22 protein-coding genes are annotated in these 24,694 nt (G+C 65.9%); 6 read left to right on the top strand and 16 right to left on the bottom strand.

From position 1 onward, the window contains the following. From D4754_RS19020 to D4754_RS19040, 5 genes are read right to left on the bottom strand one after another with little or no spacing between them, the layout of a single operon-like run. Positions 1-765 carry an aspartate/glutamate racemase family protein gene (locus D4754_RS19020; protein WP_121066754.1) on the bottom strand — a complete coding sequence of 255 codons (765 nt, stop codon included), beginning with the start codon at positions 763-765 and terminating at the stop codon, positions 1-3. Then, on the bottom strand, positions 762-2,024 hold the full coding sequence (locus D4754_RS19025) for an NAD(P)/FAD-dependent oxidoreductase (RefSeq protein WP_121066757.1): 1,263 nt from the start codon (positions 2,022-2,024) through the stop codon (positions 762-764). Before D4754_RS19025 ends, D4754_RS19020 begins: the two co-directional genes overlap by 4 nt. Positions 2,025-2,058: 34 nt before the next feature. Then, positions 2,059-2,469, bottom strand: a complete 411-nt coding sequence (locus D4754_RS19030; protein ID WP_121066760.1) for an aconitase X swivel domain-containing protein — start codon at positions 2,467-2,469, stop codon at positions 2,059-2,061. Next, positions 2,462-3,727, bottom strand: coding sequence for an aconitase X catalytic domain-containing protein (locus tag D4754_RS19035; RefSeq protein ID WP_121066763.1), 1,266 nt, complete (start codon positions 3,725-3,727; stop codon positions 2,462-2,464). Before D4754_RS19035 ends, D4754_RS19030 begins: the two co-directional genes overlap by 8 nt. Positions 3,728-3,730: 3 nt before the next feature. Further along, positions 3,731-4,549: an aspartate dehydrogenase domain-containing protein gene (locus D4754_RS19040; protein ID WP_163025980.1), complete on the bottom strand. Its 819-nt coding sequence runs from the start codon at positions 4,547-4,549 to the stop codon at positions 3,731-3,733. A gap of 110 nt (positions 4,550-4,659) precedes the next feature. Here D4754_RS19040 and D4754_RS19045 point away from each other — a divergent pair, with 110 nt between their 5' ends. The 4 genes from D4754_RS19045 (at position 4,660) to D4754_RS19060 (ending at position 9,431) form a co-directional block, all read left to right on the top strand. After that, a complete protein-coding gene (locus tag D4754_RS19045; RefSeq protein ID WP_121066767.1) occupies positions 4,660-6,045 on the top strand; it encodes an MmgE/PrpD family protein in 1,386 nt (461 codons plus the stop codon). Between the two features lie 78 nt (positions 6,046-6,123). After that, entirely contained in the window at positions 6,124-6,819 is a 696-nt protein-coding gene (locus D4754_RS19050; RefSeq protein ID WP_121066770.1) for a GntR family transcriptional regulator, read from the top strand. A gap of 52 nt (positions 6,820-6,871) precedes the next feature. Next, positions 6,872-7,612 carry an SDR family NAD(P)-dependent oxidoreductase gene (locus D4754_RS19055; protein WP_121066772.1) on the top strand — a complete coding sequence of 247 codons (741 nt, stop codon included), beginning with the start codon at positions 6,872-6,874 and terminating at the stop codon, positions 7,610-7,612. A gap of 127 nt (positions 7,613-7,739) precedes the next feature. Continuing rightward, positions 7,740-9,431, top strand: a complete 1,692-nt coding sequence (locus D4754_RS19060) for a thiamine pyrophosphate-binding protein (protein WP_121066775.1) — start codon at positions 7,740-7,742, stop codon at positions 9,429-9,431. A 283-nt stretch (positions 9,432-9,714) separates the two neighbouring features. Here the strand turns inward: D4754_RS19060 and D4754_RS19065 are convergent, their stop codons facing one another. From D4754_RS19065 to D4754_RS19110, 10 genes are all read right to left on the bottom strand, one after another. Beyond that, a complete protein-coding gene (locus D4754_RS19065; RefSeq protein WP_121066778.1) occupies positions 9,715-10,758 on the bottom strand; it encodes a quaternary amine ABC transporter ATP-binding protein in 1,044 nt (347 codons plus the stop codon). A gap of 12 nt (positions 10,759-10,770) precedes the next feature. Continuing rightward, positions 10,771-11,811, bottom strand: coding sequence for an ABC transporter permease (locus tag D4754_RS19070; protein WP_121066782.1), 1,041 nt, complete (start codon positions 11,809-11,811; stop codon positions 10,771-10,773). 105 nt (positions 11,812-11,916) lie between these two features. Then, complete coding sequence (locus D4754_RS19075; RefSeq protein ID WP_121066786.1) at positions 11,917-12,903, bottom strand: ABC transporter substrate-binding protein; 987 nt, start codon at positions 12,901-12,903, stop codon at positions 11,917-11,919. A 372-nt stretch (positions 12,904-13,275) separates the two neighbouring features. After that, on the bottom strand, positions 13,276-14,205 hold the full coding sequence (locus D4754_RS19080) for an AEC family transporter (RefSeq protein WP_121066788.1): 930 nt from the start codon (positions 14,203-14,205) through the stop codon (positions 13,276-13,278). A 17-nt stretch (positions 14,206-14,222) separates the two neighbouring features. After that, on the bottom strand, positions 14,223-15,197 hold the full coding sequence (locus D4754_RS19085; RefSeq protein WP_121066791.1) for a YhdH/YhfP family quinone oxidoreductase: 975 nt from the start codon (positions 15,195-15,197) through the stop codon (positions 14,223-14,225). Beyond that, positions 15,194-16,366: an acyl-CoA dehydrogenase family protein gene (locus D4754_RS19090; RefSeq protein WP_121066794.1), complete on the bottom strand. Its 1,173-nt coding sequence runs from the start codon at positions 16,364-16,366 to the stop codon at positions 15,194-15,196. The genes D4754_RS19085 and D4754_RS19090 overlap by 4 nt, the downstream gene beginning before the upstream one ends. Positions 16,367-16,381: 15 nt before the next feature. Continuing rightward, a complete protein-coding gene (locus D4754_RS19095; RefSeq protein WP_121066797.1) occupies positions 16,382-17,188 on the bottom strand; it encodes an oxepin-CoA hydrolase, alternative type in 807 nt (268 codons plus the stop codon). 200 nt (positions 17,189-17,388) lie between these two features. Continuing rightward, complete coding sequence (locus D4754_RS19100; protein ID WP_121066800.1) at positions 17,389-18,417, bottom strand: TAXI family TRAP transporter solute-binding subunit; 1,029 nt, start codon at positions 18,415-18,417, stop codon at positions 17,389-17,391. A gap of 19 nt (positions 18,418-18,436) precedes the next feature. Further along, the gene (locus D4754_RS19105; protein ID WP_121066802.1) at positions 18,437-20,347 is read right to left on the bottom strand and encodes a TRAP transporter permease; all 1,911 of its coding nucleotides are present in this window, start codon (positions 20,345-20,347) and stop codon (positions 18,437-18,439) included. Next, on the bottom strand, positions 20,344-21,615 hold the full coding sequence (locus tag D4754_RS19110) for an acyl-CoA dehydrogenase family protein (protein WP_121066805.1): 1,272 nt from the start codon (positions 21,613-21,615) through the stop codon (positions 20,344-20,346). The genes D4754_RS19105 and D4754_RS19110 overlap by 4 nt, the downstream gene beginning before the upstream one ends. Before the next feature lie 92 nt (positions 21,616-21,707). On the opposite strand from D4754_RS19110, the gene D4754_RS19115 reads away from it, so the two are divergent. Both D4754_RS19115 and D4754_RS19120 read left to right on the top strand, forming a co-directional pair. After that, the gene (locus D4754_RS19115) at positions 21,708-22,922 is read left to right on the top strand and encodes a CaiB/BaiF CoA transferase family protein (protein ID WP_121066808.1); all 1,215 of its coding nucleotides are present in this window, start codon (positions 21,708-21,710) and stop codon (positions 22,920-22,922) included. Then, complete coding sequence (locus tag D4754_RS19120; protein ID WP_121066811.1) at positions 22,919-23,782, top strand: IclR family transcriptional regulator; 864 nt, start codon at positions 22,919-22,921, stop codon at positions 23,780-23,782. The genes D4754_RS19115 and D4754_RS19120 overlap by 4 nt, the downstream gene beginning before the upstream one ends. An 86-nt stretch (positions 23,783-23,868) precedes the next feature. Here D4754_RS19120 and D4754_RS19125 read toward each other — a convergent pair. Beyond that, positions 23,869-24,694 (bottom strand): replication initiation protein (locus tag D4754_RS19125; RefSeq protein ID WP_163025981.1); only part of this gene is annotated, 826 nt, incomplete at its 5' end.

The following is a 24,694-nucleotide window of genomic DNA, read 5'->3' on the forward strand; positions in this document are numbered from 1 at the left end:
TCATCCGCCCGGTGTGAAGCGGCGCGGCCGCAGCCCGGCGTGGAACCACGTGATCATGGAATAGATGTCGTAGACCGGCAGGCCCGTGGCAGCCTGCACCGCTGCGCTGTAGGGCGACATGTTGGTGCATTCCAGAACGATGGCGCCGACATCCGGGTTCGCGGCCACCAGTTCCTCTGCCCCGGCCACCACGTCGGCGCAGGCCAGCGCGGGGTCCAGATCGTCCTTCTCGGCCTTGATGATCGTCCGGAAGAACTCCACCCCGTTTTCGGTGCCCATGACGGGCGTGTCGCGGGGAACGCCGATACCGTCGAGATGCGCGGGCGTCAGGCTGGCTGCGTTGATCGTCACGATCCCGGGACGCTTGCCCGGCGGCAGGGTCGCCTGCACCCAGGGCACCTGCATCATCGACGATGTCGCCACCGGCACACTCACCGCCGCCGCCAGTTCGCGCTGGTAGATCGACAGGAAGCCGCAATTCGTGGTGATCGCCTCGGCGCCCAGATCGACAAGATCCCGCGCGGCATGAATAAAATCGTCCAGCAGCCCCCGCGCGCCGTCGCAGACCACCCGGTCCGGGCTGGCACCGCGCACGATGCGGTAGATCACCGGGAACGGCCACGTCCCGGCATGGCCCATTTCGCCATGGATCCGGGCGAACCGCGCCTCCAGCATCAGGATGCCTAGCGGCGCGCCGTATAGAGATTTGCCACCGCGCACCACGTTCTCACCCGGAGCGCCGAAGGGCCGGACGGGATCGGTCATCGGCCGAACCGGGTCGCGGCAAACGGGGCAAGGTCGATCTCTGGCGCTTCTCCCGTGACAAGCTGCGCCGCCAGCCGCCCGCTGCGGGCGGAGGACACGAGGCCCACGTGACCGTGGCCGAAGCAATGCACGACGCCGTCGATGCCGCGCGCCTTCGCGATCACGGGCTTGCCGTCGGGCATGCTGGGCCTCAGCCCCATCCAGACCTCGGCCTCGCTGACGTCGAGTTCGGGGAAGGCAGCGCCCAGATGCGTGCGCATGATCTCGGCCCGGCGCCAGTCGGGTTCGGCGTCGGGGCTGGCGATTTCCACCTGACCCGCACAGCGCACGCCGGTGGCAAGGCGCGTGATCACCACCTTGCGGTCGCCCACCATGACCGACGTCGTGGGCCCCGGCAGGTTCGACCCGCCCCGGACCGTCACGTGGTAGCCGCGTTCGCTTTCCAAGGGCACCGCGTCCCCGGCCTGCTTTGCCAGCGCGGCCGACCGCGCGCCGCTGGCGATGACGGCCGCCGGGCAGGCGATCTCTCCCTGCGTCGTCGTCACAGCCTGCAATGTGCCGCCCTCGGCGCGGAAACCCGTCGCACGGGCCGCGACATGACGGGCGCCAAACGTGCCGGCATAGTCCATCAGCGCCGCGCAATAGGCTGCAGGGTCAAGGCACTGCCCCGCTTCGGGCACGTAGACGGCGAACCGGTAGTCTTTCGCAAGATCCGGCTGGCGCATCGCCAGGTCTTCCGCCCCGATCTCCTCGCAGTCGATCCCCAGGTCGCGGCGGATACGCCATCCCAGCCCGTCCGCTTCGTATGCAGCCCGGTCCCGGTAGACATGCATCAGGCCGCTTTTAGCATCGATCAGATCCGGCACACCGGCCCGCGCGGCCACCTCTTCATGCAGGCGCGGCGCATCTTTCAGTAGGGTGCGCAGGTCGGCGGCAGTCTGGCGAAGTTTCCCTTCCGTTGACCCGGCAGCAAGGTAGCGCAGCAGCCACGGCAGCGCCTTGGGCAGATACGAAGGCCGCACGCTGAGCGGACCCAGCGGATCGCGCAGCCACTTGGGCACCTGTTTCCAGACACCCGGAGACGACGGCGGCGTGACCGAATGCGATGACAGCCACGCGGCGTTGCCGAAGCTCGCCGCTTGCTGACCACCGGGCGGGCCCGGGTCCACCAGCACGACCTTCAGGCCGCGCTCGGCCAGTTGCACGGCCGTCTGCACACCGATGATCCCTGCCCCGATGACGGTGACATCTGCCTTCATTCTGGCCCTCCTGCCGGTCGGTTCCCGGCCCTGTTCAGCACCGCGTGATGCATCCGCTGTCCCCGTCGACGTGCAGCATGTCCCCGTTCCGCAGATCGGTCCAGAACGCGGCTTCGGGTTCGACCACGATGGGCACATCCGCCAGGATCGCGCCCTGCGTGACCGACGGATCGGGAAGATCGCGCAGGATCAGCGCCGCGGGATGGGTGTCATGCACCTTGAGCTGGTAGAGAAACCGCCACGCGCCGGCCGACCCCCGGCTGGCAGGCAACACCAGAACCCGCCCGGCAACGCACGCGCCCAGCAGATCGCTCGACCGTCCGACCACCTGGCCCGACCGGATATCCAGATCGCCCAGAAAGGACAGCGCCGTGTCGGAAACCAGCGCCATGCCCTGCGCCTGCCCCTTCACCACGCCGCGCGCCTGCCATGTGGCGTCAGCCATTGCGCCGCCTCCGGGGCTGGAAGCGGCCCGTGACCGCCGTTTCCACCGCCAGCTCGCTGGTCGTGAACAGCGTGGGGCACCGGATCATGTCGCGGACGTAATGGGCCTGCTTGGCGCTATCCACGACGATGGTCTTCAGCTTCGGCGGGACGACACCCAGCGCGGGATCGGGCGAACAGGTGCAGGCGAAATGACACGAGATCGGGCAGGTGTCGCTGACCACCCGCGCGCCCGCCTTTATCATGGGCGCCACCAGACCGGCATCCTGCGCCAGCTGGCGCACCGCCCGGCTGGTGGTGACCCAAAGTTCCACCCCCGGCGAGACCTGACGGCCGGAAAGCAGCGCGGAGTAATGCTTCATCTCCTCGAAGGAGGCATGCGGGCAGCCCAGATGGACAAGGTCGAAGCCGGTCTCCTCGCCCGTGCAGAACCCGTCGAAGACCTGCGCGATGTCGGCCTCTGTCACCTCTGCCTCTGGCAGGCCCGGCGCATCGGCATCGTCGGCCCAGGGGGGCGTCACGCCGGGCAGGATGAACATCGCCACCCCGCCCGACGTCGCCATGCCGACGCCCATCGCGTCGAGTTCATCCAGCGACGGCCGTGTTTGCAGCCCGCGGATCAACGGCACCCCGCTGCCGACCGCCGTTCCGATGACATAACCAAGCGCGGTGAAATCGGCCGTTCCGCTGGGGCGCGCGGTGACCGTGACACGATGGGTCGGCTGGCGGTTGCGATCCAGATGCAGGCCGAAACGCGGATAGCGCCCGGTCATGCCCGCGTAGACGGCAAAGAACCCGTCGCGGTTCGACCGCGCCCCAAGCACGGAATTGGCAAAGACGGTCACCCCGCTTTCGATCGAGGCGATGTGCATGTTCCATGTCGGCCAGTGCCCGGCCCAGTAGGGCGTGCAGGTGAAGGACGTCGCACTGCCCATCAGGCGATGCGCGGCCTCGGCCCGTTTCTGGAGGAGCCCCAGCGCCTCGGGCGCCCCGGTGTCCTGCCAGTTGCCCATGTCGGCATTGGCGATATTGGTGGACACCGGCACCGCCATCTTGGCGCCCTGCCCCGCCGTCGCCTCGATCAGCTCCACGTCGCCCTTGTAAAGCGCCATGCCGGCATGGACATGGGCATAGCCGATATCGACCATGTCGGGCGCGTCATAGGCTTCGCCCAGCTGGATCAGCGCCGCCATCGCCTGCCGGGCGGCGTCGCCTTCGGTGCCGTCCAACAAGGCCTTGTCGCGGTCCGACAGCTTCATGGGTCAGCTTCCGATCCGAAGCGTCGCGGATTCGCGGCGCAACGCGGCCAGGATGCTCAGCGCCACGACCATGCTGGTCCGGTTGTTCTGGGGCGACGGGTAATTCTGCGACGTCATTTCGAGCGAGACGGAACTGGCCTCGACACTCAGCGTGTGGCGGGCGCCGGGCAAGGTGCCATCGGCCCGGATCCTGACCTGCGTCCGGTCCAGCCCGATGCCCACAAGGCCCAGCGTCACGGCCACGTTGAAGTGGCGCGGGAAGTGGCCCGCAGCCTCGCGCGCAGAGCCTTCGAAAATGGGCACAGGTCCGTCCGCGGCCGGGGCAAGGTCGATGCCGTTGTCGTGGATGAAGCTTTCGTGCTCGAACGACGCCGGGTTGATGTGGGACGTCAGCACGACGGACGTGATCTCGTCCTCCGACGCCGCGCGGATGATGTCGAGCCCGGGCAAGGTGCCGCCCGCGATCTGCAATGTCGCGCCCGCGTCGCCTGCGATGTCGATCAGGTCGAGGTTCACCGCCAGCGCCCCCACGCTCACCGCGATGACATGGCCGCCGGCGCGCAGGGTCGGTTCGACCACGTCGCGGAATCCGTCATAGGTCGCGCATTCCACGAGGATCGCATCGTAGTGCGGCGCGTCAGCGGCATCGATGACGGGCACATCCAGGCCGAACTTCGCCGCGTTTTCAGCGGCCCGCGCCTTGTTGCGTGCCGCGATGGCGACAATGTCCAGCGTGTCCGCCTGACCGGCGCTTACCCTCGCGGCGATCTGCTGCCCAACATTGCCGAAGCCGCCCAGTACGATCCGTGTCACGCCTGCCATGCCAGTGTCTTTCCCATGCCAGTGTCTTCCCATGATTGTCTTGACTACATTTTGTACTCTGCCATGTATACAATTAAAAATGCAACCGAGCAGCCCCTTGAGGACGATCCATGACCGACCGCGCCCCCGTCACCCGAAGCCTTGCCGCCTTCATTTCCGGGTTCACGCCGTCCGCCCTGCCGGACGAGGTCATGGCCTACACCCGCACGCTGGCCAAGGACGGGATCGGCGTGCTGTGCGCGGCAACACATGAAAGCGTGACGGCCGCGCAGGGCATCGGCGACTTTGCCGAAGAGATCGCGGGCAACGGCCCCTGTACGCTGATCGGGCGGGGCCAGACCGTCGACCCGGTGAACGCCGCGCTGGCCAACGGAACGCTGGGCTATGCCGCCGATTTCGAGCCGCACCACCCCGAGGCGATCCTGCACCCGATTGCCGTGATGATCCCCACCGCGCTCGCCCTGTCCGAGGCCGAGAACCGCACCGGAGCCGAGGCACTGGCCGCGGTGGCGCTTGGCTGCGAAGTGACCTACCGGGTGTCCATGGCGATGAACCCCCGCGCTCTGTACGACCGCGGGTTTCACCCGTCGGCCATCGCGGGCAGCTTCGGCGCCGCTGCGGCCGCGGCCTTCCTGCTTGGGCTGGACGAGGAGCAGACCGTGCGCGCCCTTGGCTTGGCCGGGCTGCAGACATCGGGCCTTCTGGCATGGCAGGACGACCCGCGCGAAGACGCAAGGCCGTTCCAGATGGGGCTGGCCGCGCGCAATGGCGTCATGTCCGCGATGCTGGCGAAACGCGGCTTCGGCGCGCCCGATCGGATCTTCGATGGCGGCCACGTCGTGCTGGACGCCTATACCGCCGTGGCCGATCCCGCGCCGCTGACAGCGGGCCTTGGGGTCGAATGGGACGGGGTGATGGAACTGGCCATCAAGCCCTATGCCTCGGTCTCTTTCCTGCACCCGGCGCTCGACGCGCTTGTGGGGCTGCTGGAAGACAACGCGCTGACGTCGGACCAGATCGACAAGATCAGCCTGCGGTTTGCCGAGTCCGGCGCGCATTGCGTGGATGATAACCCGCTGAAGGGCCATTCGGCGCAGTACATCCTTCCCGTAAGAGCCGCGATGGGGCGGCTTTCGTTCCTTGACCTCTTCATCGACCGCCGCGAGACGGAGCCCGAGGTCGCCCGGCTTGCCGCCAGTGCCGAGGTGGTCCGCGACACCGGCGCCTTCAACGACGCCTTCCCGGATTTCTACATGGGCGAAGTCACCCTGACCCTGACCGATGGCCGAACCCTGTCGGCAACATCGAAAGTGGCGCGCGGTTACCCGGAGCAACCCCTGACGGCCGAGGAGATGGACCGGAAATTCGAGGATGTGACCGCGACGGTCTGTTCCCCCTCCCGCCGCGCGGCACTGGCCGCGGCGTCGGAAGACCTGTTCAACGCGCCCGATGTCCGTACCCTGACCGCGCTTCTGGCCCAGGCGCCGGATGCCTGAGACAGCGTGGCCGTTGACGCTCAACGGCAACAATGAATACAACTTGGAATACATAGCTCGATCCGAGGCGCACGTATTATGAGTACCGACAAGAAGCCAGCCGCAGCAGCCCGCAACGTGTCGTCGTCCCACCGGGCGCATGCACAGCTGCGCGAACAGCTTCTCCGGTCGAAATTCCTGCCCGGGCAGAAGATCAACGAGGTCGCGCTGGCCGGCCAGCTCGAGATCAGCCGAACGCCCCTCAGGGAAGCGCTGAACCGGCTGGTGGCCGAAGGGCTGCTTCTGGACCGGGAACGCGGCTTTTCCGTGCCGGGGCTGGAGCCCGAGGTGGTCTTCGACCTGTTCGAGGCGCGCGTCGAGATCGAATGCGCCACCGTCCGGCTGGCCTGCGAACGGGCTGACGCCGCGGGGCTTGAGGCCCTGTCGGCATTCCTGGACGAAAGCATGGCGGAATCGCCGGATGCGTCGGTCGACCGGCTGATCGAACTGGATATCCGCTTTCACGACACCATCGCCGAACTGTCGGGCAACAAGGTGCTGCGGCAGATGCTGTCGAACCTCAATGACCGCATCCACCTTGTGCGCTGGATCGCGATGGAAGGTCAACGGGACCGGACCCAAAGCCAGCACCGCAAGATCCTGGATCACATCTGCGCGGCGGACACAGACGCCGCCATCGCCGCCATGCGCGCGCACATTCTGCACCGCAAGGAAGATATCCTCGTCGCGATCAAGGCCGCTTACGGTCATGTCTATACCCTCGCCTCGGCCTGACCCTTCGCGGGCGCGATGGCCGTGACCCGACAATTCTGAAAGACGTGATCCCATGACCCGATACATCATCATCGGCGCCGGGTCGGGCATCGGTGCGGCGCTGGCCCGCCAGCTGGCAGCGCCCGGAACTGACCTCCTGCTGCACACTGGCTCCAATGCCGACCGCCTGTCCCGTGTCGCAAAGGCGTGCGAGGACGCGGGCGCCACGGTCTCGACCTGCCTCGGCCTGACAGAGGACCCCACGCTGATCGAACAGGTGGACGCCTGGCTCGCCCCCCTGCCCCAAGGCGGACTGACCGGCCTTGCCTTCGCGGCGGGCTACGCAAAGCTGGGAACGGTGGACACGACCGACCCCGCCGCACTGCGCAGCGCACTCGATGCGATGCCGATGGCGTTCCAGCGCCTGTGTACCGCCGTCGCGCCGAAACTGGCCGATGGCCGGGGCCGCATCCTGTGTGTCAGCGCCTTCGGCGCGCATCGGGCCAAGACCCACAGCTATGCCCCCACGGCCCCGGCCAAGGCCGCGCTGGAAGCTCAGGTCCGTGTCTTCGCCGCCAACCTTGCCCCGCGCGGGATCACGGTGAACGCCGTGGTGCCCGGTTTCATCTCGAAAGAGGCCGGCACGCCGTCTTCCCTCACCCCCGAACAATGGGCCGAGGTCACGGCCAACATCCCCATGGCGCGCCTTGGTCAGGCCGCGGAAGTCGCCGCGGCGGCGGCCTTTCTGCTGTCGGAACCCGCAGGCTACGTGACCGGCCAGTGTCTGCATGTGAACGGCGGCCTGACGCTCTGAAGCATCGGGGGCGCGGGAGCGGGAACAATTGTGGCATTGCGCCAATGTCGACGCATCTGTATACAGTTTGAAATACAGAAATGCTCGCCCGGCGTTTGGCCCCGCGCACCGACAAGGAGACACAGTCATGGAAAATACGCTCAACGGCGCCGAAGCCATGGTCCGGATGCTCGAAGCGCAGGGCGTGGATCATATCTTCGGGCTTTGCGGTGACACCACGCTGCCGTTCTACGACGCGATGCACCTGCTCGATCACAAGATCAACCACGTGCTGACGCGGGACGAACGCAGCGCGGCCTACATGGCCGACGGCTATTCCCGCGTCACCGGAAAGCCCGGCGTCTGCGAAGGCCCGTCGGGCGGCGGCGCGACCTATATCCTGCCGGGGCTGATCGAAGCCTCGGAAAGCTCCTATGCCATTCTGGCGATCACGACCGACATCTCGGTATCCACCTACGGCAAGTACCCCCTGACCGAAGTCGACCAGGAGGCGCTGATGCGGCCCCTGACCAAGTGGAACACGGTCATCAAGCAATCGGCCCACATCCCGCGCATGGTCCGCGCGGCCTTCCGCGCCATGACCACGGGACGCCCCGGCGCCGCCCATCTGGGCCTGCCCTATGACATCCAGTACGACAGCGTCGATCCGACGGACATCTGGGCCGATCCCAAAACGGCCAGCTACCCGGCCTACACCACCGGCCCCGATACCGGGTCGGTCGAAGCGGCGGTGGACGCGATCCTGTCGGCCAAGAGCCCGCTGATCGTCTGCGGAGGCGGCGTGGTCGTCGCCGGCGCGATGCCCGAGCTTGACCGGATCGCCACCCGGCTGGACATCGCGGTTGCGACCTCGATTTCCGGGCAGGGATCGCTGGCCGATACCCATCCGAACGCGCTTGGCGTCGTGGGCTCCAACGGCGGGACCGACCAGACATGGGAGATGATGCAGGCGGCCGACCTGATCGTCTTCATGGGTTGCCGCGCCGGCTCCACCACCACCGCCCGGTGGGAGGCGCCCAGCGTCGGCACCCGCATCGTGCATTTCGACGTCGATCCGATGGTGATCGGCGCCAACCTGCCCACCGAAGTGGGCGTGGTGGGCGATCTGCGCATGTCGCTGGAAATGGTCAACGCCGAGCTCGACCGCCACGAACAGGGGCTTTCGACCTTCGGCGGTGCGGCCGCCGTGGCCGACATCAAGCGCCGCAAGTTCGAGATCTTCGACCGCATCGCCGACGCGGGCGACACCCCGATCCGGCCCGAGCGCGTGATTTCCGACCTGATGAAGGTGCTGCCGTCCGATGCCATCGTCGTGTCCGATCCCGGCACCTCGTGCCCCTATTATTCCGCCTATTACCAGCAACAGCTGGCCGGACGTTACTTCATCACCAACCGCGCGCACGGCGCGCTGGGGTATTCGCTGGCGGCCTCGCTGGGCGCATGGCATGGCCGTCCGTCCAGCAAGACGGTCGCGCTGATGGGCGACGGGTCCTTCGGCTTCACCGTGGGCGAGCTGGAAACCGTCTGCCGTGCGAAGGCGCCGATCACCTTCGTGGTGTTCTCGAACTCCAACTTCGGCTGGATCAAGGCCAGCCAGATGGCCGACAAGGGATCGCGGTACTACAACGTCGATTTCAACCGGGTGGACCAGGCCGCCGTCGCCGCCGCCTACGGCGTGAAATCCTGGCGCGTCGAGGACCCGGCCGATCTTGAACGCGTGCTGCGCGAAGCGGTGGAGCATGACGGGCCGACGCTGGTCGACGTCGTCACCCAACCGCTGGAAGAGGCCAACGCCCCCGTTCGTCGCTGGATGGGCTGACGCGGTAGTGCCGCTTCGCCGTCCTCGGGGTCCCTGCTGTCAAGGCCGGGGACGGATTGCCAGTCGACCTTCCTGAACGTGCCCATGTCGCATGGTCTCTTGCGGTCGGCGGCGCCTTTCCTGGCGTCGGCGGCCACGGCACCCGTGGCACCGGCATGACCATGACTGTCATCCTCGTCGCCATCGTGACCGCTGGCCGATGACGTGTCCGGCGCAACGGTGCTTCGTCAGGGTGCCGATGTCAGGCTGAACGTGTCCGCCAATCCGAAGATCACGCAATAGGTCAGGCCGCTTCTCCGACCCGGCGGGGGACCAGGGCGCGGACAATTTCGACCATGCTGACATATCCAATCGTCTCGCCCTGCACCGTCACGTTGCACACACTGCCCATCGCGCCGTCTGCCAGTGCGATAACGCTTTCCAGGTTGTCGTCCGGAGCCACCTCCCCGACGACCTGACCGTCCGGTTTGTCCTTTGCCATGATCGAGCGGACCCGCAGCACCCGGGCGCGATTGATGTCGGCCACGAAGTCCTCGATATACGGGTCCGACGGGTTCAGCAGGATCTGTTGCGGCTCGCCCTGCTGGATCACGGCACCATCCTTCAGGATCACAAGGTGATCGGCAAGCTTCAGCGCCTCGTCCAGATCGTGGGTGATGAAGACGATGGTCTTCTGCAGTTCCTTCTGCAGTTCCAGCAGCAGGTCCTGCATGTCCGTCCGGATCAGCGGATCGAGCGCCGAGAACGCCTCGTCCATCAGCATGATATCCGAATTCGACGCCAGCGCCCGGGCAATGCCCACGCGCTGCTGCATCCCGCCCGAAAGCTGGTGCGGATATTGTTCGCCATTGCCCGAAAGACCGACACGGTCGATCCACTTCTGCGCCTCGCGGTCGGCCTCCTCCCGCTTGATGCCGCGGGTCAGCAGCGCCATGCCCGCGTTTTCCAGAACGGTGCGGTGCGGCAGCAGGGCGAACTTCTGGAACACCATCGACATGCGTTCGCGGCGCAACTGGCGCAGCTGGCTGTCGGAGTAGGCCAGCACGTCCTCGTCGTTCACCAGAACCTCGCCCGCGGTGGGTTCGATCAGGCGGTTCAGGTGGCGGATCAGCGTCGACTTGCCCGACCCCGAAAGGCCCATGATCACGGTGATCTCGCCCTCCTTCATGTCGACATTGATGTCCTGCAGGCCCAGCACGTGGCCGGTTTCCTCAAGCAGATCGTCCTTGGACTTGCCCTCGCGCACCGCGGCAAGCGCGGTCTCCGGGTCCGGGCCGAAGATCTTGAACAGGTGGCGGATCGAGACTTTGATGGTCTTGTCGGTCATTTCGGTCTCTCCTTACCGGCTGGATTGGCTGGCATCGATCCGCGCCAGCGACGCCTTGGTCACGCGATCCAGCGCGATGGCCAGAACGACGATGCCAAGACCCGCAACAAGGCCCACGCCCAGTTCAAGATTGCGGATGCCGCGCAGCACGAGGATGCCCAGCCCGGGGGCCGAAACCATCGAGGCGATGACCACCATGGCGAGGCTCATCATGATCGTCTGGTTGACGCCGGCCATGATGTTGGGCAGCGCCAGCGGGATCTGCACACCGAACAGCTTCTGGCTTTTTGTCATGCCGAAGGCGTCGGCGGCTTCGATCACGTCGGGATCGACAAGCCGGATGCCGAGGTTCGTCAGACGCACCACAGGCACGATGGCATAAAGGATCACGGCGATACCGTAGAGCTTTGGCTCGGTCACCGAGAAAAGGAAGATCAGCGGGATCAGGTAGACGAAGGGCGGCAGCGTCTGCAGCATGTCCAGCACCGGCGTCAGCACGCCCTGCAACCTGTCGCTGCGGGACATGGCGATGCCTATGGGCACGCCGAACAGCACGCATATGAACGCGCACACGAAGATGATCGCCAGGGTCTGCATCGCGACGTCGTAGTGATCGACGAAGGCAAGCCCCGCGATGACAAGCGCCACGAACCCCACGACCTTCCACGACCGGCCCACGGCCCACGTGATCAGCAGCAGGACCGGGAACATCACCCACCAGGGCGTTTCGGTCATCACCCACAGCATGTTTTCAAGCGCCCAGCTCAACGGTTGGGTCAGCGGGTCGACAACGAAGCGCAGGGAATCCCGGATATCGAGGAACCCGGTTTCAAGACCCTTGGTCAGGGCACGCGATTGCGGGATAGCGGCGCAGGCGTCGTGCAGCGCATCGAGCGATGGAAAGGGAAGATCGCGGAGCGGCGTTCCGGCGGCCTCGTCGCCACCCTGGGTGCGGGCCATGAGGTCCGCCATGGACATCGGGCCATCCGAGGCCTCGGCGTCGCACCAGTCTCTCAAACCCAACGTGTCGAAAAGGCCGTCATAGGTTGCCATGTGTGTCTTTGGACCGTCGCGGCCCACCCTCGTTGTGAAACAACAGAACGGGGCCGGCTGTCCGGCCCCGTTTCATCTTGCGCCCCGGCTGGGGGCAATGCGTGATCAGTCCAGCAGGGCCGAAAGGCGCTCACGAGCGGCATCGCTCACCCAGCCGCTCCAGGTGTCGGGCGAGGACGTCAGGAAATAGACGGCAACTTCCTCGTTCGAGGCGTTGTTTTCCTGTTTCCAGGCCAGCAGGCTCGACATCTGTTCGGTCGAGAACGTCATGTTGGTGAAGAACTCGGTCAGTTCCGGCTGGGTCTCGGCGAAGTCCGCGGTGACCGAGGTCAGGATCGGCGCGGCCGGGAAGTCCGAGACCTTCGGGTCGGGCGTGTCGGCGTTCTGCAGCGGGCCGAAGGCTTCGGCGTCATAGCCGCCAAGATCGACCTTGGTCATGTCGTACATGCCCAGCGGAACGGTCGGGCCCCAGTAGTAGCCGAACCACGGCTCGTCATTGGTGACGGCGGCGCCCATCGAGGTCGCCAGCGTTTCACCGGACCCGTGATTGAAGACCTCGATGCCGTGGCCTTCAAGATCCAGCGCGCGCGACAGGTTGTCGGACACGACGCGGCAGCCCCAGCCATCGGGACAGTTGTTGAAGCGGCTCCCGACAAGTTCGGGATTGTCGAGGATACCCTCGATGGTCGCCAGTTCGGGGTGCGCTTCGACCAGCGACGTCGGCAGCCACCAGCCTTCGACGCCGCCCGGTTCCAGAACCGAGGTCAGGCGCTTGATCGTGCCGCCTTCTTCAAGGCGGTTGTAGGCGTCGCCGGCCGAGTTCAGCCAGAGATTGGTCACCACGTCCGGCTCGCCGTTTTCGGCAACCGAGGTGATGGCGGGAATGGTGTCGGACTGGACCAGCGTGACATCACAGCCATAGCCCTGTTCCAGCAGGAACTGGGCGATGTTGGTGGTGACTTCAGCCGCGGCCCAACCCATCTGGGCGATCGAGACTTCGCCGCACTGGTCGCCCGCGTCCTGCGCCTGGGCTGCGAGAGGCAGGGTAAGCGTGACGGCAAGGGCAGTCGAAGCAAGCTTCAACGAGCGCATGGAGTTCTCCTTCGTTTTACGGATTGTTCTGACGTGAAAGCAGATGTGGCCATGATCCGGCCACGACAGGTTCAGAGCCTTACGGGAGGCTTCAGTATGCACTTCGCTTTCGACATCGAGACCGTCCCTATCAGGGAGGTCAGGGAATCGCAAACGAGCTTGTTGTATTCTTTTCCACCCCGGTTAACTGCCGGACAGCCGCCGGGTGCGTGGGTCCTTGCCCCGGCATGCGCCCTCCCCTCCCCGGACAGCCCGGAAATCACGCCACGCGAAACTTGGACGCCTCCGACCCCGGACGCGTCGTTGCCCGGAACCGACCGGCGGGCGTTTGGTGTCGTCCGGCCCACCGGGACACATTCCGCCTTTTTCCCCCTAGCGGCCCAGAACCATCCCGGCCAGCGACAGCGTCGCGGGCAGCGTCACGAAGGCCAGCAAGGTTTCGAGCGTGACGATGGCGTTCATCAGGGGCACGTCGCCCCCGGTTTGCGCGGCAAGCGCCGATGACGACGGCGCCGTGGGCACGGTGGCGAAGATCATCATGATCGTCATTTGCGAGGCCGAAAGACCCGTCGGAATCAACAGCACGCACAGCGGAAAGACGACGAAACGGCCAAGCGACGCCACGGCCAGCGGTGCGACCTGCGCCTTGAGCCCGCGCAGGCGCAGGCCCGCCCCGACGCACAGCAGCATCAGCGGCAGCGCAATGGCGCCCAGCATGCCCGTGATGTCATGCAGCACGGGGACATGGCCGGGCAGCAGGACGTTCCCCAGAAGCCCGGCGCAGATCGACAGGATGATCGGGTTGCGCGCGATGTCCCGCGCCACCTTGCCCGTAACCGATCCCTGCGCGCCGTTTGCATTCAGGGTCACCAGAACCGGCACCAGCGACAGGTTGGTGATCAGCGCCAGGATCGCCGCACCCAGAGCGGCGACCGCCAGGCCTTCCGATCCGTACAATCGCTCGGCCACTGCCAAGGCAAGGAAACCGTTGTGCCGCACCGCTCCCTGCAGGACAGAGGCGCGCCGGGGGGCGTCGATCCGCAACAGCCATGTGGCCAGCAGGGCGAAGATTCCGGCCACGTAGAACGCGCCTCCAAGCACCAGCCCGAACGGAACGACCAGATCGATGTCGATGTCGGCGGTCGAGATCTTGTGGAACAGCAGCGCCGGGATCATCACGTAATAGCCCAGCTTTTCCGCCAGCGGCCAAAAGCCGTCCCCCGGCATTCCGGCCCGTCGCAGGAGATTGCCCAGAACGACCAGCATGAAGACCGGCGCCAGCAGAAGCGTGGTGGTGATCATCGCCTGACGGTCAGCAATCAGCCACCGCAGAACGCCACGATCGAGCGCCCCCTGGTCCGGCCGGAGATCATTTCGCCCATCGTGTCATGAATTTCCTCCGGGTCGATCACCCGCGCAATGGACGAAACCCTGGGCGGGCGCAGATCGGTGCCGATGCGATCCCAGATCCGGCGGCGCAGCGGCGGGGGCGCGTTGCCCACGATGCCCGTCAACGTGACTCCGCGCAGGATGAACGGCATGACGGATGTGGGCACCCGGTTGCCCCCGGCATTGCCGATCGATGCGATCGCGGCCTCGGGCGCAGCGCTGCGCAAGAGCCAGGCCAGAAGATCGCCGCCGACCGTGTCGATGGCGCCGCTCCAGCGGGGCGGCTCGATCATGCGGTTCGACGCTTCGGGCGGCGCGATCACCTCGGATGCGCCCAGGGCGCGCAGTTCTTCGCCGGCATCGGACTTCGAACTGACGGCCACGACCTCGTATCCCAGCCGCGCCAGCATCGCGACGGCCTGGACGCCCACGCCGCCGGTCGCACCGGTCACGGCAACCGGGCCCCGGTCGGGTTCGACACCAAGACTTTCCAGGCGGTCCACGGCCATTGCGGCGGAAAAGCCGGCAACGCCCACGGTGGCGGCTTCGAGCTGCGACAATCCTTTCGGTACCGGCACGATCCATTCGGCATCGCCCCGGACATAGCCCGCCAGCCCGCCATCGCGCGCGACGCCCAGCCCCATGCCATGGGCGATCACCGCCTGCCCCGGCTCCAGGAGGTCCGACGTGCTTTCGACGACATGACCCACGGCTTCGATCCCGCCGTTGATCGGCAGCGACGTCGCGATGGGCGCCTTGCCCTGCCCCGCCAGCGCATCCTTGTAGTTGACCCCGGCATATTGCGTGCGGATCAGCGTATCCCCGGCGCTGAGAGCGTCGGGGGACATCTGCACAAGGCGGCCGCGGCTCATCTTGCCGTCGGCTTCCAGCCGATACGCCCTCATGCGACCGCTCCGCCCGCCGCCTGCCGGCGCTGCATCTGCTTGACGATGTTCAGCTGGTGAATCTGGCTTGTGCCTTCGTACAGCCGGAACAGGCGCACATCCCGGTAGTACCGTTCGATGGGGCTGTGATCGGCGACATACCCTGCGCCACCGAACACCTGCACGCAGCGGTCGGCCACGCGGCCGCACATCTCGGACGCGAAATACTTGCAGATCGACGCCTCCAGCGCGATGTCCCGGCCCTCGTCCCGCGACCGGGCGGTGGCCAGCACCAGTTGCTTGGCGGCCTCGATCTCGGCGCGGCAATCCGCCAGCAGGGCGGCGACCAGCTGGAAATCGATGACCTTCTGCCCGAACTGTTCCCGGTCGCTTGCGTGGTCCATCGCCAGCTCCAGCATCCGGATCGCGGGGCCGGTGCACAGCGCCGACAGGTGGATGCGCTGCTTGTTCAGGACCTTCATCGCGGTCTTGAAGCCCACGCCTTCCTGACCGCCGATCACGTTCTCGGCGGGCACGCGGCAATCGTTGAAGTAAATCTCGCCAACCGGGGACCCCGCCTGCCCCATCATCTTGTAGGGCGCGCTGGTCGAAAGCCCTTCGAACCCGCGTTCGACGATGAAGGCAGTGATGCCCTTCGATCCGGTCGTCCCGTCTTCGGTCCGCGCCAGCACCGTGAACAGATCGGCAATCGGCGCGTTGGTGATGTACCGCTTCATCCCGTTCAGGATGTAGGTGTCGCCCACGCGCCGTGCCGTGGTTTCGATGTTCGACGCTTCCGATCCGGCATTGGGTTCGGTCAGCGCCAGGCAGCCCGTCGCCTCGCCCCGCGCCATCAGGGGCAGGTATTTCGACTTCTGCGCCTCGGTCCCGTCGGCCACCAGCGCTTCCGACCCGATGCCGGTATTCGTGCCCACCCGCGCGCGATAGGCGACAGCGCATTGCGACAGCTCCATCGCGCCCATGACAAGCTCTTCCGTCGTCAGGCCAAGCCCCCCGTATTCCTCGGGGATGGACCAGCCGAAGAAGCCGCGCGCCGCCATGTCCCGGACGATGTCGGGCGGCACTTCGTTCAGCTCTGCCACGCGGTTTTCGTTCGGATGCGCAACGGTGCGCACCCAGTCATGGACATCGTTCAGCAGACGGTCGAGCTTCGCCTTATCCCTGATCATTCCCGTTCCCTTCGTTCACGCCTTGCCGGCGAAATCCGGTTTCCGTTTTTCCAGAAACGCACTCAGCCCTTCGGCGGCCTCGGCCCCGAAACGGGCGCGGTTGATGCCGCCGGCCTCAACCGCGAGGTGCGTGGCCAGGTCGTTGGTGGCGGCTGCGCCGATTTCATCCTTGATGATCGCCATCGCCCCGACCGCCCCCGCCGCCAGTTTCGCGGCCATGCCTTGGGCCGTGGCCAGTGCGTCGCCCACCGGGGCCACGGCATTGACCAGACCCAGCACATGCAGCCGGTCGGCTTCGACGGGATTGCCCGTCAGGCACATCTCGGTCACCAGCTGGCGGGGCAGCGACGCGTTCAGGAAGTGGGTCACGCCGCCATCGGGAGCGAGGCCGATCTTGACGTAGGCCACCACGAACTTTGCGGCCTCCGCCGCCACGATCATGTCGCAAGCCAGCGCCAGCGACATGCCGGCGCCCGCCGCGCCGCCTTCGACGGCGGCGATCACGGGCGTGGGGCAGGCGCGGATCGACAGGATCATCGCGTTCAGCGCGTCGGTGTTGCCTGTCACCTCGGCCATGGTGCTTTGCGCGCTGGCTTTCAGATTGTGGATGTTCCCGCCGGAACTGAAGAAACCGTGGCGCCCCGTCAGCACGATGGCGCGCACGCCGGGATCCTCTCCGGCCGCGATGATCGCGGATTGCAGCGCCTTGTAGACGGGCGGACTGATCGAATTTCGGGTCTTCGGACCGTCCAGCGAAATGGTCAGGACGGTGCCGTCCCGTTCGGTGACAACCTCGGTCACGGGGGACGTTTCGGTATTCATGCGGACTTCTCCTTTGGCTTCCCGCCCACCGTCCTGCCGCCGGGGCCGCGTCGCCCATCGGAATACGCGGAGGCGACGGCGACGCGCGATAGGCGCAGCGGCGCGGATCGGGCCATGGCCGTTCGGGGATCAGGTCAGAGAGCGGGTCTTCAAGCCTTGCGCATCCCGCGGCCACCCAACGGCAGCCGCGGGGGATGGTCTTACTTCGCCTCGGGCGGGATCAGGTCTTCGGGCACATCGACACCGATTTCCTTGTAGTACTTGTAGGCCCCGACATGGAGCGGTGCGTTCATCTGGTTCAGCGCGTTCTCGGGCGTGATGATCGACATCCACTTTGCCGCCTGCACCAGCGCATCGTGGTTTTCGAAGACGGCCTTGGTGACGTTGTAGGCCACCTCCTCGTCCATCCACTTGTTGGTGCCCAGCCCCACGATCGAGCTGACCATCCGGACCGGCTTTTCGTTCACCTGGCCGGAATAGGTTCCGGGCTGCAGGAAATCGAATTCGCGCCCCGGCACGCTCGACGCCGCTTTCACGCCTTCGCTGTCGACCTTGTCATCGGGAATGCCCAGCACCCGGAATTCGCCCAGGGCGGACAGCTGCTGAAGTTCGGCCGACGGGATCGGGGTCGGCACGAAGTAGACATCGACCTGGCGGTCCTGGAAGGCCTGTTCGGCCGACGCCCAGTCAAGGTTCACGGGGGTGAAGTCCTTGTCGGGCTCGTAGCCGGTGACACCCTTGATCACCTGCAGGATCACGGTTCTCCCGGCCGAGGACGGCGGCCCCACGAAGACCTTCTTGCCTTTCATGTCGGCCATGGAATTGATGCCGGTGTCGGCCCAGGCGATGCCGTGATAGGCGCCCAGCGGGTAGTTCACGATCGACCGCAATTCGCTGAAAAGCTCGGGCGCGTTGTCCATCTTTTCGTACATCCGCGTGCCGTTCTTCAGGTAGCTGTTTATCGACACGGCCGTGACGAAAAGATCGAGCTGCTGCATCGCCGCTTCGACCGCCTGCCGCGTCGCCGGCGACCCGGTGGCAAGCTGGGTCGAATAGCCGTAATCCTTTTTCATCGCCTGGCTGAGCGCGATGGAAAACACGGTCGTGGGCGAGGCCTGCCCAAGCGAGGCCATACGCAGCGTCTGCGCGTCGGCCGTTGCCGTGCCTGCCATCAGCACCGCGCCCGAGGCGAGCGCAAGCGCTGCGGTCTTCAGTTTCCTTAGTAGCATCGTAGTCCTCCCTGGATTGTCACGATGAGGCCGTCTGTTCCCGTCCGGCCGCGCTTTCGTTGTTGCGGCCGGACAGGAAAAGAAGGGCGACCGAACAGGCAACCAGCACGTATTGCAGTGCCGGCACCTGGATCACGAGCCCGGCCGCCAGCATCATGCGCAAGATGCGTTCGGGCCAGCCCAGCCGCTTGCGGGCATGGCCGATCAGCCCGGTGTTGAGCAGCCATATCGCCAGCGCCAGAGACACGCAGACCCGGGCGAAGGCCATCGGGTCGAACGCCCCGATCAAAAGCAGCGACGGCTCGTAGATGAAGATGAACGGAATGATGAAGCCGACCAGTGCCAGCCGCACGGCCACGAAGGCGGTGCGCATCGGGTTTGCCTCGGCAATGGGGGCCGCTGCGAAGGCGCCGATGGCCACGGGCGGCGTGATCGCCGACAGGACGCCGAAGTAGAAGACGAACATGTGGACGGCCAGAAGGTCTGCGCCCAGCTTCGTCATCACCGGCCCCAGCACCAGCACGATGATCAGGTAAGCCGGCAGCGTGGGCATGCCCATGCCCAGGATCAGGCAGGCAAAGGCCGTGACGAGCAGTGACCCGAACAGCCACGTGTCCGAAAACGACGAGATCACCGAAGCAAAGGACAGGCCCAGCCCGGTCAGGTTCATGACGCCCAGGATGATGCCGATACAGCCCACGGCGACAAGGATCGACGCGCAGGCCTGCCCGGCCTTCACCGCCACGTCCCAGTACATCTTCGGGTTCTTGCGGTTCTGCGACCGGAACAGCCCCAGCACGATGGCAAGCACGGCGGCGACGAACCCGGCCATGGCCGGCGACCGGCCCATCACCAGGACGGCAACGATGGCCAGGATCGGCAGCGCGAACTGCAGCGACAGGACGTAATCGCGGCGGGTCAGCTTGACGCGCTCTTCGGCCGGCACCGGCGCGATCCCGCGGGCGGCGGCCTGGACCGAAATCGCGGCGAACAGCGATCCATAGTAGAACAGCGCCGGGATCAGCGCGGCCACGGCGATGGTGGTATAAAGCTCTCCGGTCAGGTCGGCCATCAGGAAGGCGGCCGCCCCCATGACCGGCGGCACGATCTGACCCCCGGTCGAGGCCGCGGCCTCGATCCCGCCGGCGGTGGCGGCGGAAAAGCCCCGGCGCTTGATCATCGGGATGGTGAACGACCCGGAGCCTACGACATTGGCCGTGACGCTCCCGGACATCGACCCGAACAGCGCGCTGGCCACCACGGCCGAATGCGCCGGACCGCCCCGCGTGCCCCCCGTCAGCGCGACCGAGGTGCGGATCAGCGCATCGCTGGCGCCGGTACCTTCAAGGATCACACCGAAGACGACGAAGACCAGGACAACCCGGATCACGACGCCCGTCGGCATCCCGAAGACCCCCTGGTAGCCGTACCAGACCGTTTCCATCGTCCGGTTCAGCGTCATGCCCGCGTGGTTCAGGAAGCCCGGCAGATAGTTCCCGAAGAAGCAGTACAGCAGCACCAGAACCGCGATGATCACGATGGGCAGGCCAAAAAGCCGTCGTGTCGCCTCCAGCAGCACGGCGCAGGCCGCAAGGGCCAGCCAGGTGTCATAGGCCGAGAAAAAGTAGAATGTCTGCTCCATCAGGTGTTCGACCTGCGTGAAGCGATAGGTGGCCAGCACGGCCACGGCGATCAGCACGGCATCCAGCAGGCTTGCCGCGACCTTGACGAAGGCAGGAGGAATCAGCGCCCCGTAGACGGGACGCGTCACCAGCACGATCACCACCGCGGCACCCATCAGGGCATTGCGCCCGAACGAGATATCCCAGGGCCCGGCATAGGCCACGTAGATCGATTGGGCGGCCAGCAACGCCGACAGAAGCGCGGCGACACCCAAAACGATGGTGCGTGGATGGATGGCTTTGCTCATTCTGCGGCGCTCCGCATGGGGCCGGTGCCGGCAGGCACCGCCAGGTAGGGGCTGTCGGCCAGCGACCAGCCGGGCTGCGGTTCGGACCGGAAGATCTGGCGCAGGTGCACTTCGTCCGGCCCGTCGCCGATGCGGAACCAGCGGGCATAGGCAAAGGCATGGTGGATCGGCAGATCGTCAAGCCCGCCCATCGCGCCGAAGATCTGCAACGCGCGATCCGCGATCTTCTGCAGCATGTTGGGGACGGACACCTTGATCATCGACACCGGCCGCCAGCTTGCCGTGTCTCCGCCCTGGTCCAGCAGCCAGGCACAGCGCTGGATCGCCAGCCGGTTCATGTCGATGTCCACCCGTGCCTCGCCGATCCAGCGCTGGATCGTGTCGTAGTCGATCACCGCGCGCCCGAAGGCGGTACGTTCGCGGGCGCGGACGATCATCAGTTCGACCAGCATTTCGGCCAGCCCGATGCAGCGCATCGCATGGTGGATCCGCGCGGGGCCAAGACGCACCTGCGCGCCCTTGAAGCCGCGGCCACGCTCGCCCAGCAGGTTTTCGGCCGGCACGATGACATCGTTCAGCTCGATCTGTGCGATGGGGGCCACGTGGTCCTCCCAGCCCAGATAGCTGAGTTCCCGCGTGACGGTCAGCCCGGGCGTATCGGTGGGGACCAGAACCATGCTCTGACGGGCCGTGCGGGCATTGTCGGGATCGCTGATGCCCATCACGATCAGGAAGGAACAATCGGGATGCGCACCGCCGGTGGCGAACCACTTCCGGCCGTTGATGCGGATACTGTCACCGTCAAAGTCCAGCCGCGTGGCGATGTTCGATGCATCGGACGACGCGACATCGGGCTCTGTCATCGCGAAGGCCGAACGGGTCGTGCCGTCCAGCAACGGATCAAGCCAGCGCGCTTTCTGTTCCGGCGTCGCCAGTGCCTGCAACATTGCCATGTTCGGGACGTCCGGCGCCTGGCAGTTGAAGACCTGGCTGCCCCAGGGAAGCTTGCCCATGATCTCGGCCAGGGGGGCAAATTCGAGATTGGTCAGGCGCGTGCCGGGTTCGTCATCGCCCAGTGCCGGCAGCGCGAGGTTCCACAGCCCCTCCGCGCGGGCCTTGTCGCGCAGCGCGGGCAGGAAATCCGCCGGGCGGCCCTGGCGCATGACCTGTTCGACCCAGTCACGATGCCGGGGAAGGACCTCGCGCTCGAAGAAAGCTGAAACCCGCGACTCCATTGCCGCGGACCTGTTCGAAGTATCGAAACGCATTTCCCCTCCCAAGGTTTATTATATCGCCTTGTTGACCATTTCGTTTCATATATCGTAATGCTTGTCAAATACGTTTCGACTGGAGCACCTTCATGACCCGACCCGATCCCGGCACCGGCCCGCTTTCCGGCATCAAGATCCTGGATATCGCCACAATCATTGCGGGACCGATGGCCGGTTCGCTGCTGGCCGATTTCGGGGCCGAGGTGATCAAGCTGGAGCTCCCGGGTGCGGGCGACGGGCTGCGCGGCTTTCCCCCGTTCAAGGACGGCAAGTCGCTCTGGTGGAAGGTGACCAATCGCGGCAAGTACCATGGCACGCTGGATCTGCGCCGCCCGGACGGGGCGAAGCTGTTTCTGGACCTGATAGGCCAGGTCGATGTCCTGATCGAAAACTTCCGCCCCGGCACGCTGGCGCGGTGGGGGCTCGACATCGAAACGCTGTGGAAGGCGAACCCGAAACTGGTCGTCCTGCGGGTAAGCGGCTACGGTCAGACCGGACCGTCCGCGACCCAACCCGGCTTCGCCCGGATCTTCGAAGCGATGGGCGGGCTGACCCACATCACGGGCGATCCCGACCGCGCGCCGGTTCATACCGGGTATCCGCTGGCGGATTCCATCGGCGGGCTGTTCGGGGCCTTCGCGATCTCGGCCGCGCTGGTCAAGGCAATGCAGCCGGGCCGCGAACAGGGCGAGGAGATCGACCTTGCCCTGACCGAAGCGATGCTGCGCATCCTGGAATCGCTGGCCATCGAATACGACCAGCTGGGCCACGTCCGCGAACGGGTGGGCAACAAGAACACCTACTCCGCGCCGTCCGATGTCTACATGACGCTGGACAAGCGCTATGTCTCGCTGGCGGGATCGACCAACACCACCTTTTCAAACAACGCCAACGCGATCGGCCGCCCGGACCTGGTGGACGACCCGCGGTTCAGTTCCAATGCCAGCAGGGTCGACAACGTGCAGGAGCTGGACCGGATCTTCAGCGCCTGGATCGCGTCACACACGCTTGACGAAGTGTTGGCCGCCTTCCGCGAATCGAACGGCACACTGGCGCCGATCTACGGCATCGACCAGATTTTCGACGATCCCCAGTTCAAAGCCCGCGAAGCTATCGTTAAGGTTGAAGACGAAGACTTCGGAGAGGTTCGCATGCAAGGCCTGGTGCCCCGTTACCGGAACGACCCCGGCCATATCCGCTGGGCCGCCAAGGCTCTGGGAGCGGACAATGATTACATATACAAGACTCTCTTGAACCTCAGCGACGACGACGTTGCAAAATACCGGGAGCAAGGGATTCTTTGACAGACGGCAGGACAACTCTCAATCAGTGGGCAGATGCGGGCCGGTGTGACCTGCCCCGGGACACGGGCACGGATCAGGCCCTGTCATCGACACTGATACGAGGGCTGGAGATCCTGGCGCTTTACAGTGACAGCGAGATTTCGCTGTCGAATTCCGAAATCGCGCGGCGGCTTGGGCTGAACCGGGCCACCGTATCGCGACTGTGCAAGACCCTTGTGCACATGGGCTATCTTCGGCGCGATCCGAAGGGGGCCTTCCGGCTGGCCCCCCGGATCCTGTCCCTGTCCTACCCGGTTCTAGCCGCGACCCGGTGGCGGCACCGCCTGGTCCCGCCGATGCGTGAACTGGCCGAGATGAGCGGCGGCAATGTCACCCTGGCCGTGATGACCGACGACCAGTTCGTGCAGATCCAGAATGTCGGCAACCCGACCAGCTTTCCCCATGTTCCCGAATCCGGTGTCACGGGGCCCTTGCACCGATCCGCCAGCGGGCGCGCGCTTCTGTCCCTGCTGGAAGGTCAGGCGCTTTTTGACAAGCTGGCCGAGCTTCGACAGAAATTTCCCGCGGAATTCGAAAGCCATGCCGAACTGACCGCTGCCAGCATCACCCGCTGCCGCACCGAAGGCTTCTGCACCTCCTACGGCGACTGGAGGGCCAACATCGTCGCGGTCTCGACACCTTTGGGCGTAACCGATGACGGGCTGCGGGTCGCGCTTTCCTGCGGCCTGCCCCGCTTCAGCGCGCGCGAGGAATATGTCGAAAAGGACCTGGGCCCCCGCATGGCCGAAGCGGCCAAGGCCATGCGCCTGATGGGCCCGTTTGTCCCCGGCCCGGCAGAGCCGGGACGCGCCGCGATCTGATCCGCCCGACCCCAGGACGCCGCATATCGGCTTGCTATCGGCCAGACGACAGTCGGACAGCTTCAGGCCCGGGTGTATCTCCGGCCCTACGAGTCGGTCCCGTCCAGCGCGCCGGGCGACAGGCTCTCCCAGAAGGCCTCGATCGCGGCCTTGTTCAGCGCCGACATCCAGCCGTGCCGCTCGAAATCGTCCCGGGCCGGGCCTTCCAGCTTGGACAGGAACAACCGCTTGTCCGCATCCCGCTGCGTCGGCGTCCGGGCCGCGGCCAGCTCCTGTATGCGTTTCAGCTTCCGCGCCCGGGCCGACAGCGCTTCGGGCGCCGGGGGCGGAACGTTTCGCGGCGAAACGTCCGCCGCGCCGTAATCCTGTCTCAGGACCGTCGTCAGGTAGCCCACGGGGTTCTTCACACCCCCCTGCCCCGCCACGTAATCCAGCTTGCCCCGCACGTGGCCCTCGCCGTGTTCGCCGATCCACTGCCGCGCCAGCCTGTCGCTGACGCCAAGCGCGCGCAGCCTTGCATAGACCTCCGACGACCGGATCCCGCCGCCATCGTCCAGGTCCAGGATCGCCAGTTGCGGGTTCTCGGCGATGCGGAAGCGGATGTCGGTCACCGTCCGCCCCATCTTCCGCGTCTCGGGCGTCACCACGATGTTCGAGGTCTTGTTCACCTCGGCCACCGCCGGCTTGATGATCTTGGCGTTCAGGTGCTTGTAGGTCTCGTAATAGGGGCTGTCGGCCACCCCCATCAGCCGCCGGAACAGGTCCAGCGACCACCAGCCCGTGCTCCCCGTCCGCAGGAACCGGTAGCAGTTTTCATAAAGCGCCAGCGCATGGCCGCTGGTGAACCGACGCTGGATGTTGAGGTTGATCAGCGCAAAGACCTTCGGGTCGTTCAGCTTTTCCGCCAGCGCG

The sequence above is a fragment of the Chachezhania antarctica genome, assembly GCF_003646465.1.
GTDB classification, from domain to species: Bacteria; Pseudomonadota; Alphaproteobacteria; order Rhodobacterales; family Rhodobacteraceae; genus Chachezhania; species Chachezhania antarctica.

Excerpts from the sequence above, each read along its gene's own strand:
- D4754_RS19020 (WP_121066754.1), bottom strand. The coding sequence starts at position 765 with ATGACCGATCCCGTCCGGCCCTTCGGCGCTCCGGGTGAGAACGTGGTG.
- D4754_RS19025 (WP_121066757.1), bottom strand. The coding sequence starts at position 2,024 with ATGAAGGCAGATGTCACCGTCATCGGGGCAGGGATCATCGGTGTGCAG.
- D4754_RS19030 (WP_121066760.1), bottom strand. The coding sequence starts at position 2,469 with ATGGCTGACGCCACATGGCAGGCGCGCGGCGTGGTGAAGGGGCAGGCG.
- D4754_RS19035 (WP_121066763.1), bottom strand. The coding sequence starts at position 3,727 with ATGAAGCTGTCGGACCGCGACAAGGCCTTGTTGGACGGCACCGAAGGC.
- D4754_RS19040 (WP_163025980.1), bottom strand. The coding sequence starts at position 4,549 with ATGGCAGGCGTGACACGGATCGTACTGGGCGGCTTCGGCAATGTTGGG.
- D4754_RS19045 (WP_121066767.1), top strand. The coding sequence starts at position 4,660 with ATGACCGACCGCGCCCCCGTCACCCGAAGCCTTGCCGCCTTCATTTCC.
- D4754_RS19050 (WP_121066770.1), top strand. The coding sequence starts at position 6,124 with ATGAGTACCGACAAGAAGCCAGCCGCAGCAGCCCGCAACGTGTCGTCG.
- D4754_RS19055 (WP_121066772.1), top strand. The coding sequence starts at position 6,872 with ATGACCCGATACATCATCATCGGCGCCGGGTCGGGCATCGGTGCGGCG.
- D4754_RS19060 (WP_121066775.1), top strand. The coding sequence starts at position 7,740 with ATGGAAAATACGCTCAACGGCGCCGAAGCCATGGTCCGGATGCTCGAA.
- D4754_RS19065 (WP_121066778.1), bottom strand. The coding sequence starts at position 10,758 with ATGACCGACAAGACCATCAAAGTCTCGATCCGCCACCTGTTCAAGATC.
- D4754_RS19070 (WP_121066782.1), bottom strand. The coding sequence starts at position 11,811 with ATGGCAACCTATGACGGCCTTTTCGACACGTTGGGTTTGAGAGACTGG.
- D4754_RS19075 (WP_121066786.1), bottom strand. The coding sequence starts at position 12,903 with ATGCGCTCGTTGAAGCTTGCTTCGACTGCCCTTGCCGTCACGCTTACC.
- D4754_RS19080 (WP_121066788.1), bottom strand. The coding sequence starts at position 14,205 with ATGATCACCACCACGCTTCTGCTGGCGCCGGTCTTCATGCTGGTCGTT.
- D4754_RS19085 (WP_121066791.1), bottom strand. The coding sequence starts at position 15,197 with ATGAGGGCGTATCGGCTGGAAGCCGACGGCAAGATGAGCCGCGGCCGC.
- D4754_RS19090 (WP_121066794.1), bottom strand. The coding sequence starts at position 16,366 with ATGATCAGGGATAAGGCGAAGCTCGACCGTCTGCTGAACGATGTCCAT.
- D4754_RS19095 (WP_121066797.1), bottom strand. The coding sequence starts at position 17,188 with ATGAATACCGAAACGTCCCCCGTGACCGAGGTTGTCACCGAACGGGAC.
- D4754_RS19100 (WP_121066800.1), bottom strand. The coding sequence starts at position 18,417 with ATGCTACTAAGGAAACTGAAGACCGCAGCGCTTGCGCTCGCCTCGGGC.
- D4754_RS19105 (WP_121066802.1), bottom strand. The coding sequence starts at position 20,347 with ATGAGCAAAGCCATCCATCCACGCACCATCGTTTTGGGTGTCGCCGCG.
- D4754_RS19110 (WP_121066805.1), bottom strand. The coding sequence starts at position 21,615 with ATGCGTTTCGATACTTCGAACAGGTCCGCGGCAATGGAGTCGCGGGTT.
- D4754_RS19115 (WP_121066808.1), top strand. The coding sequence starts at position 21,708 with ATGACCCGACCCGATCCCGGCACCGGCCCGCTTTCCGGCATCAAGATC.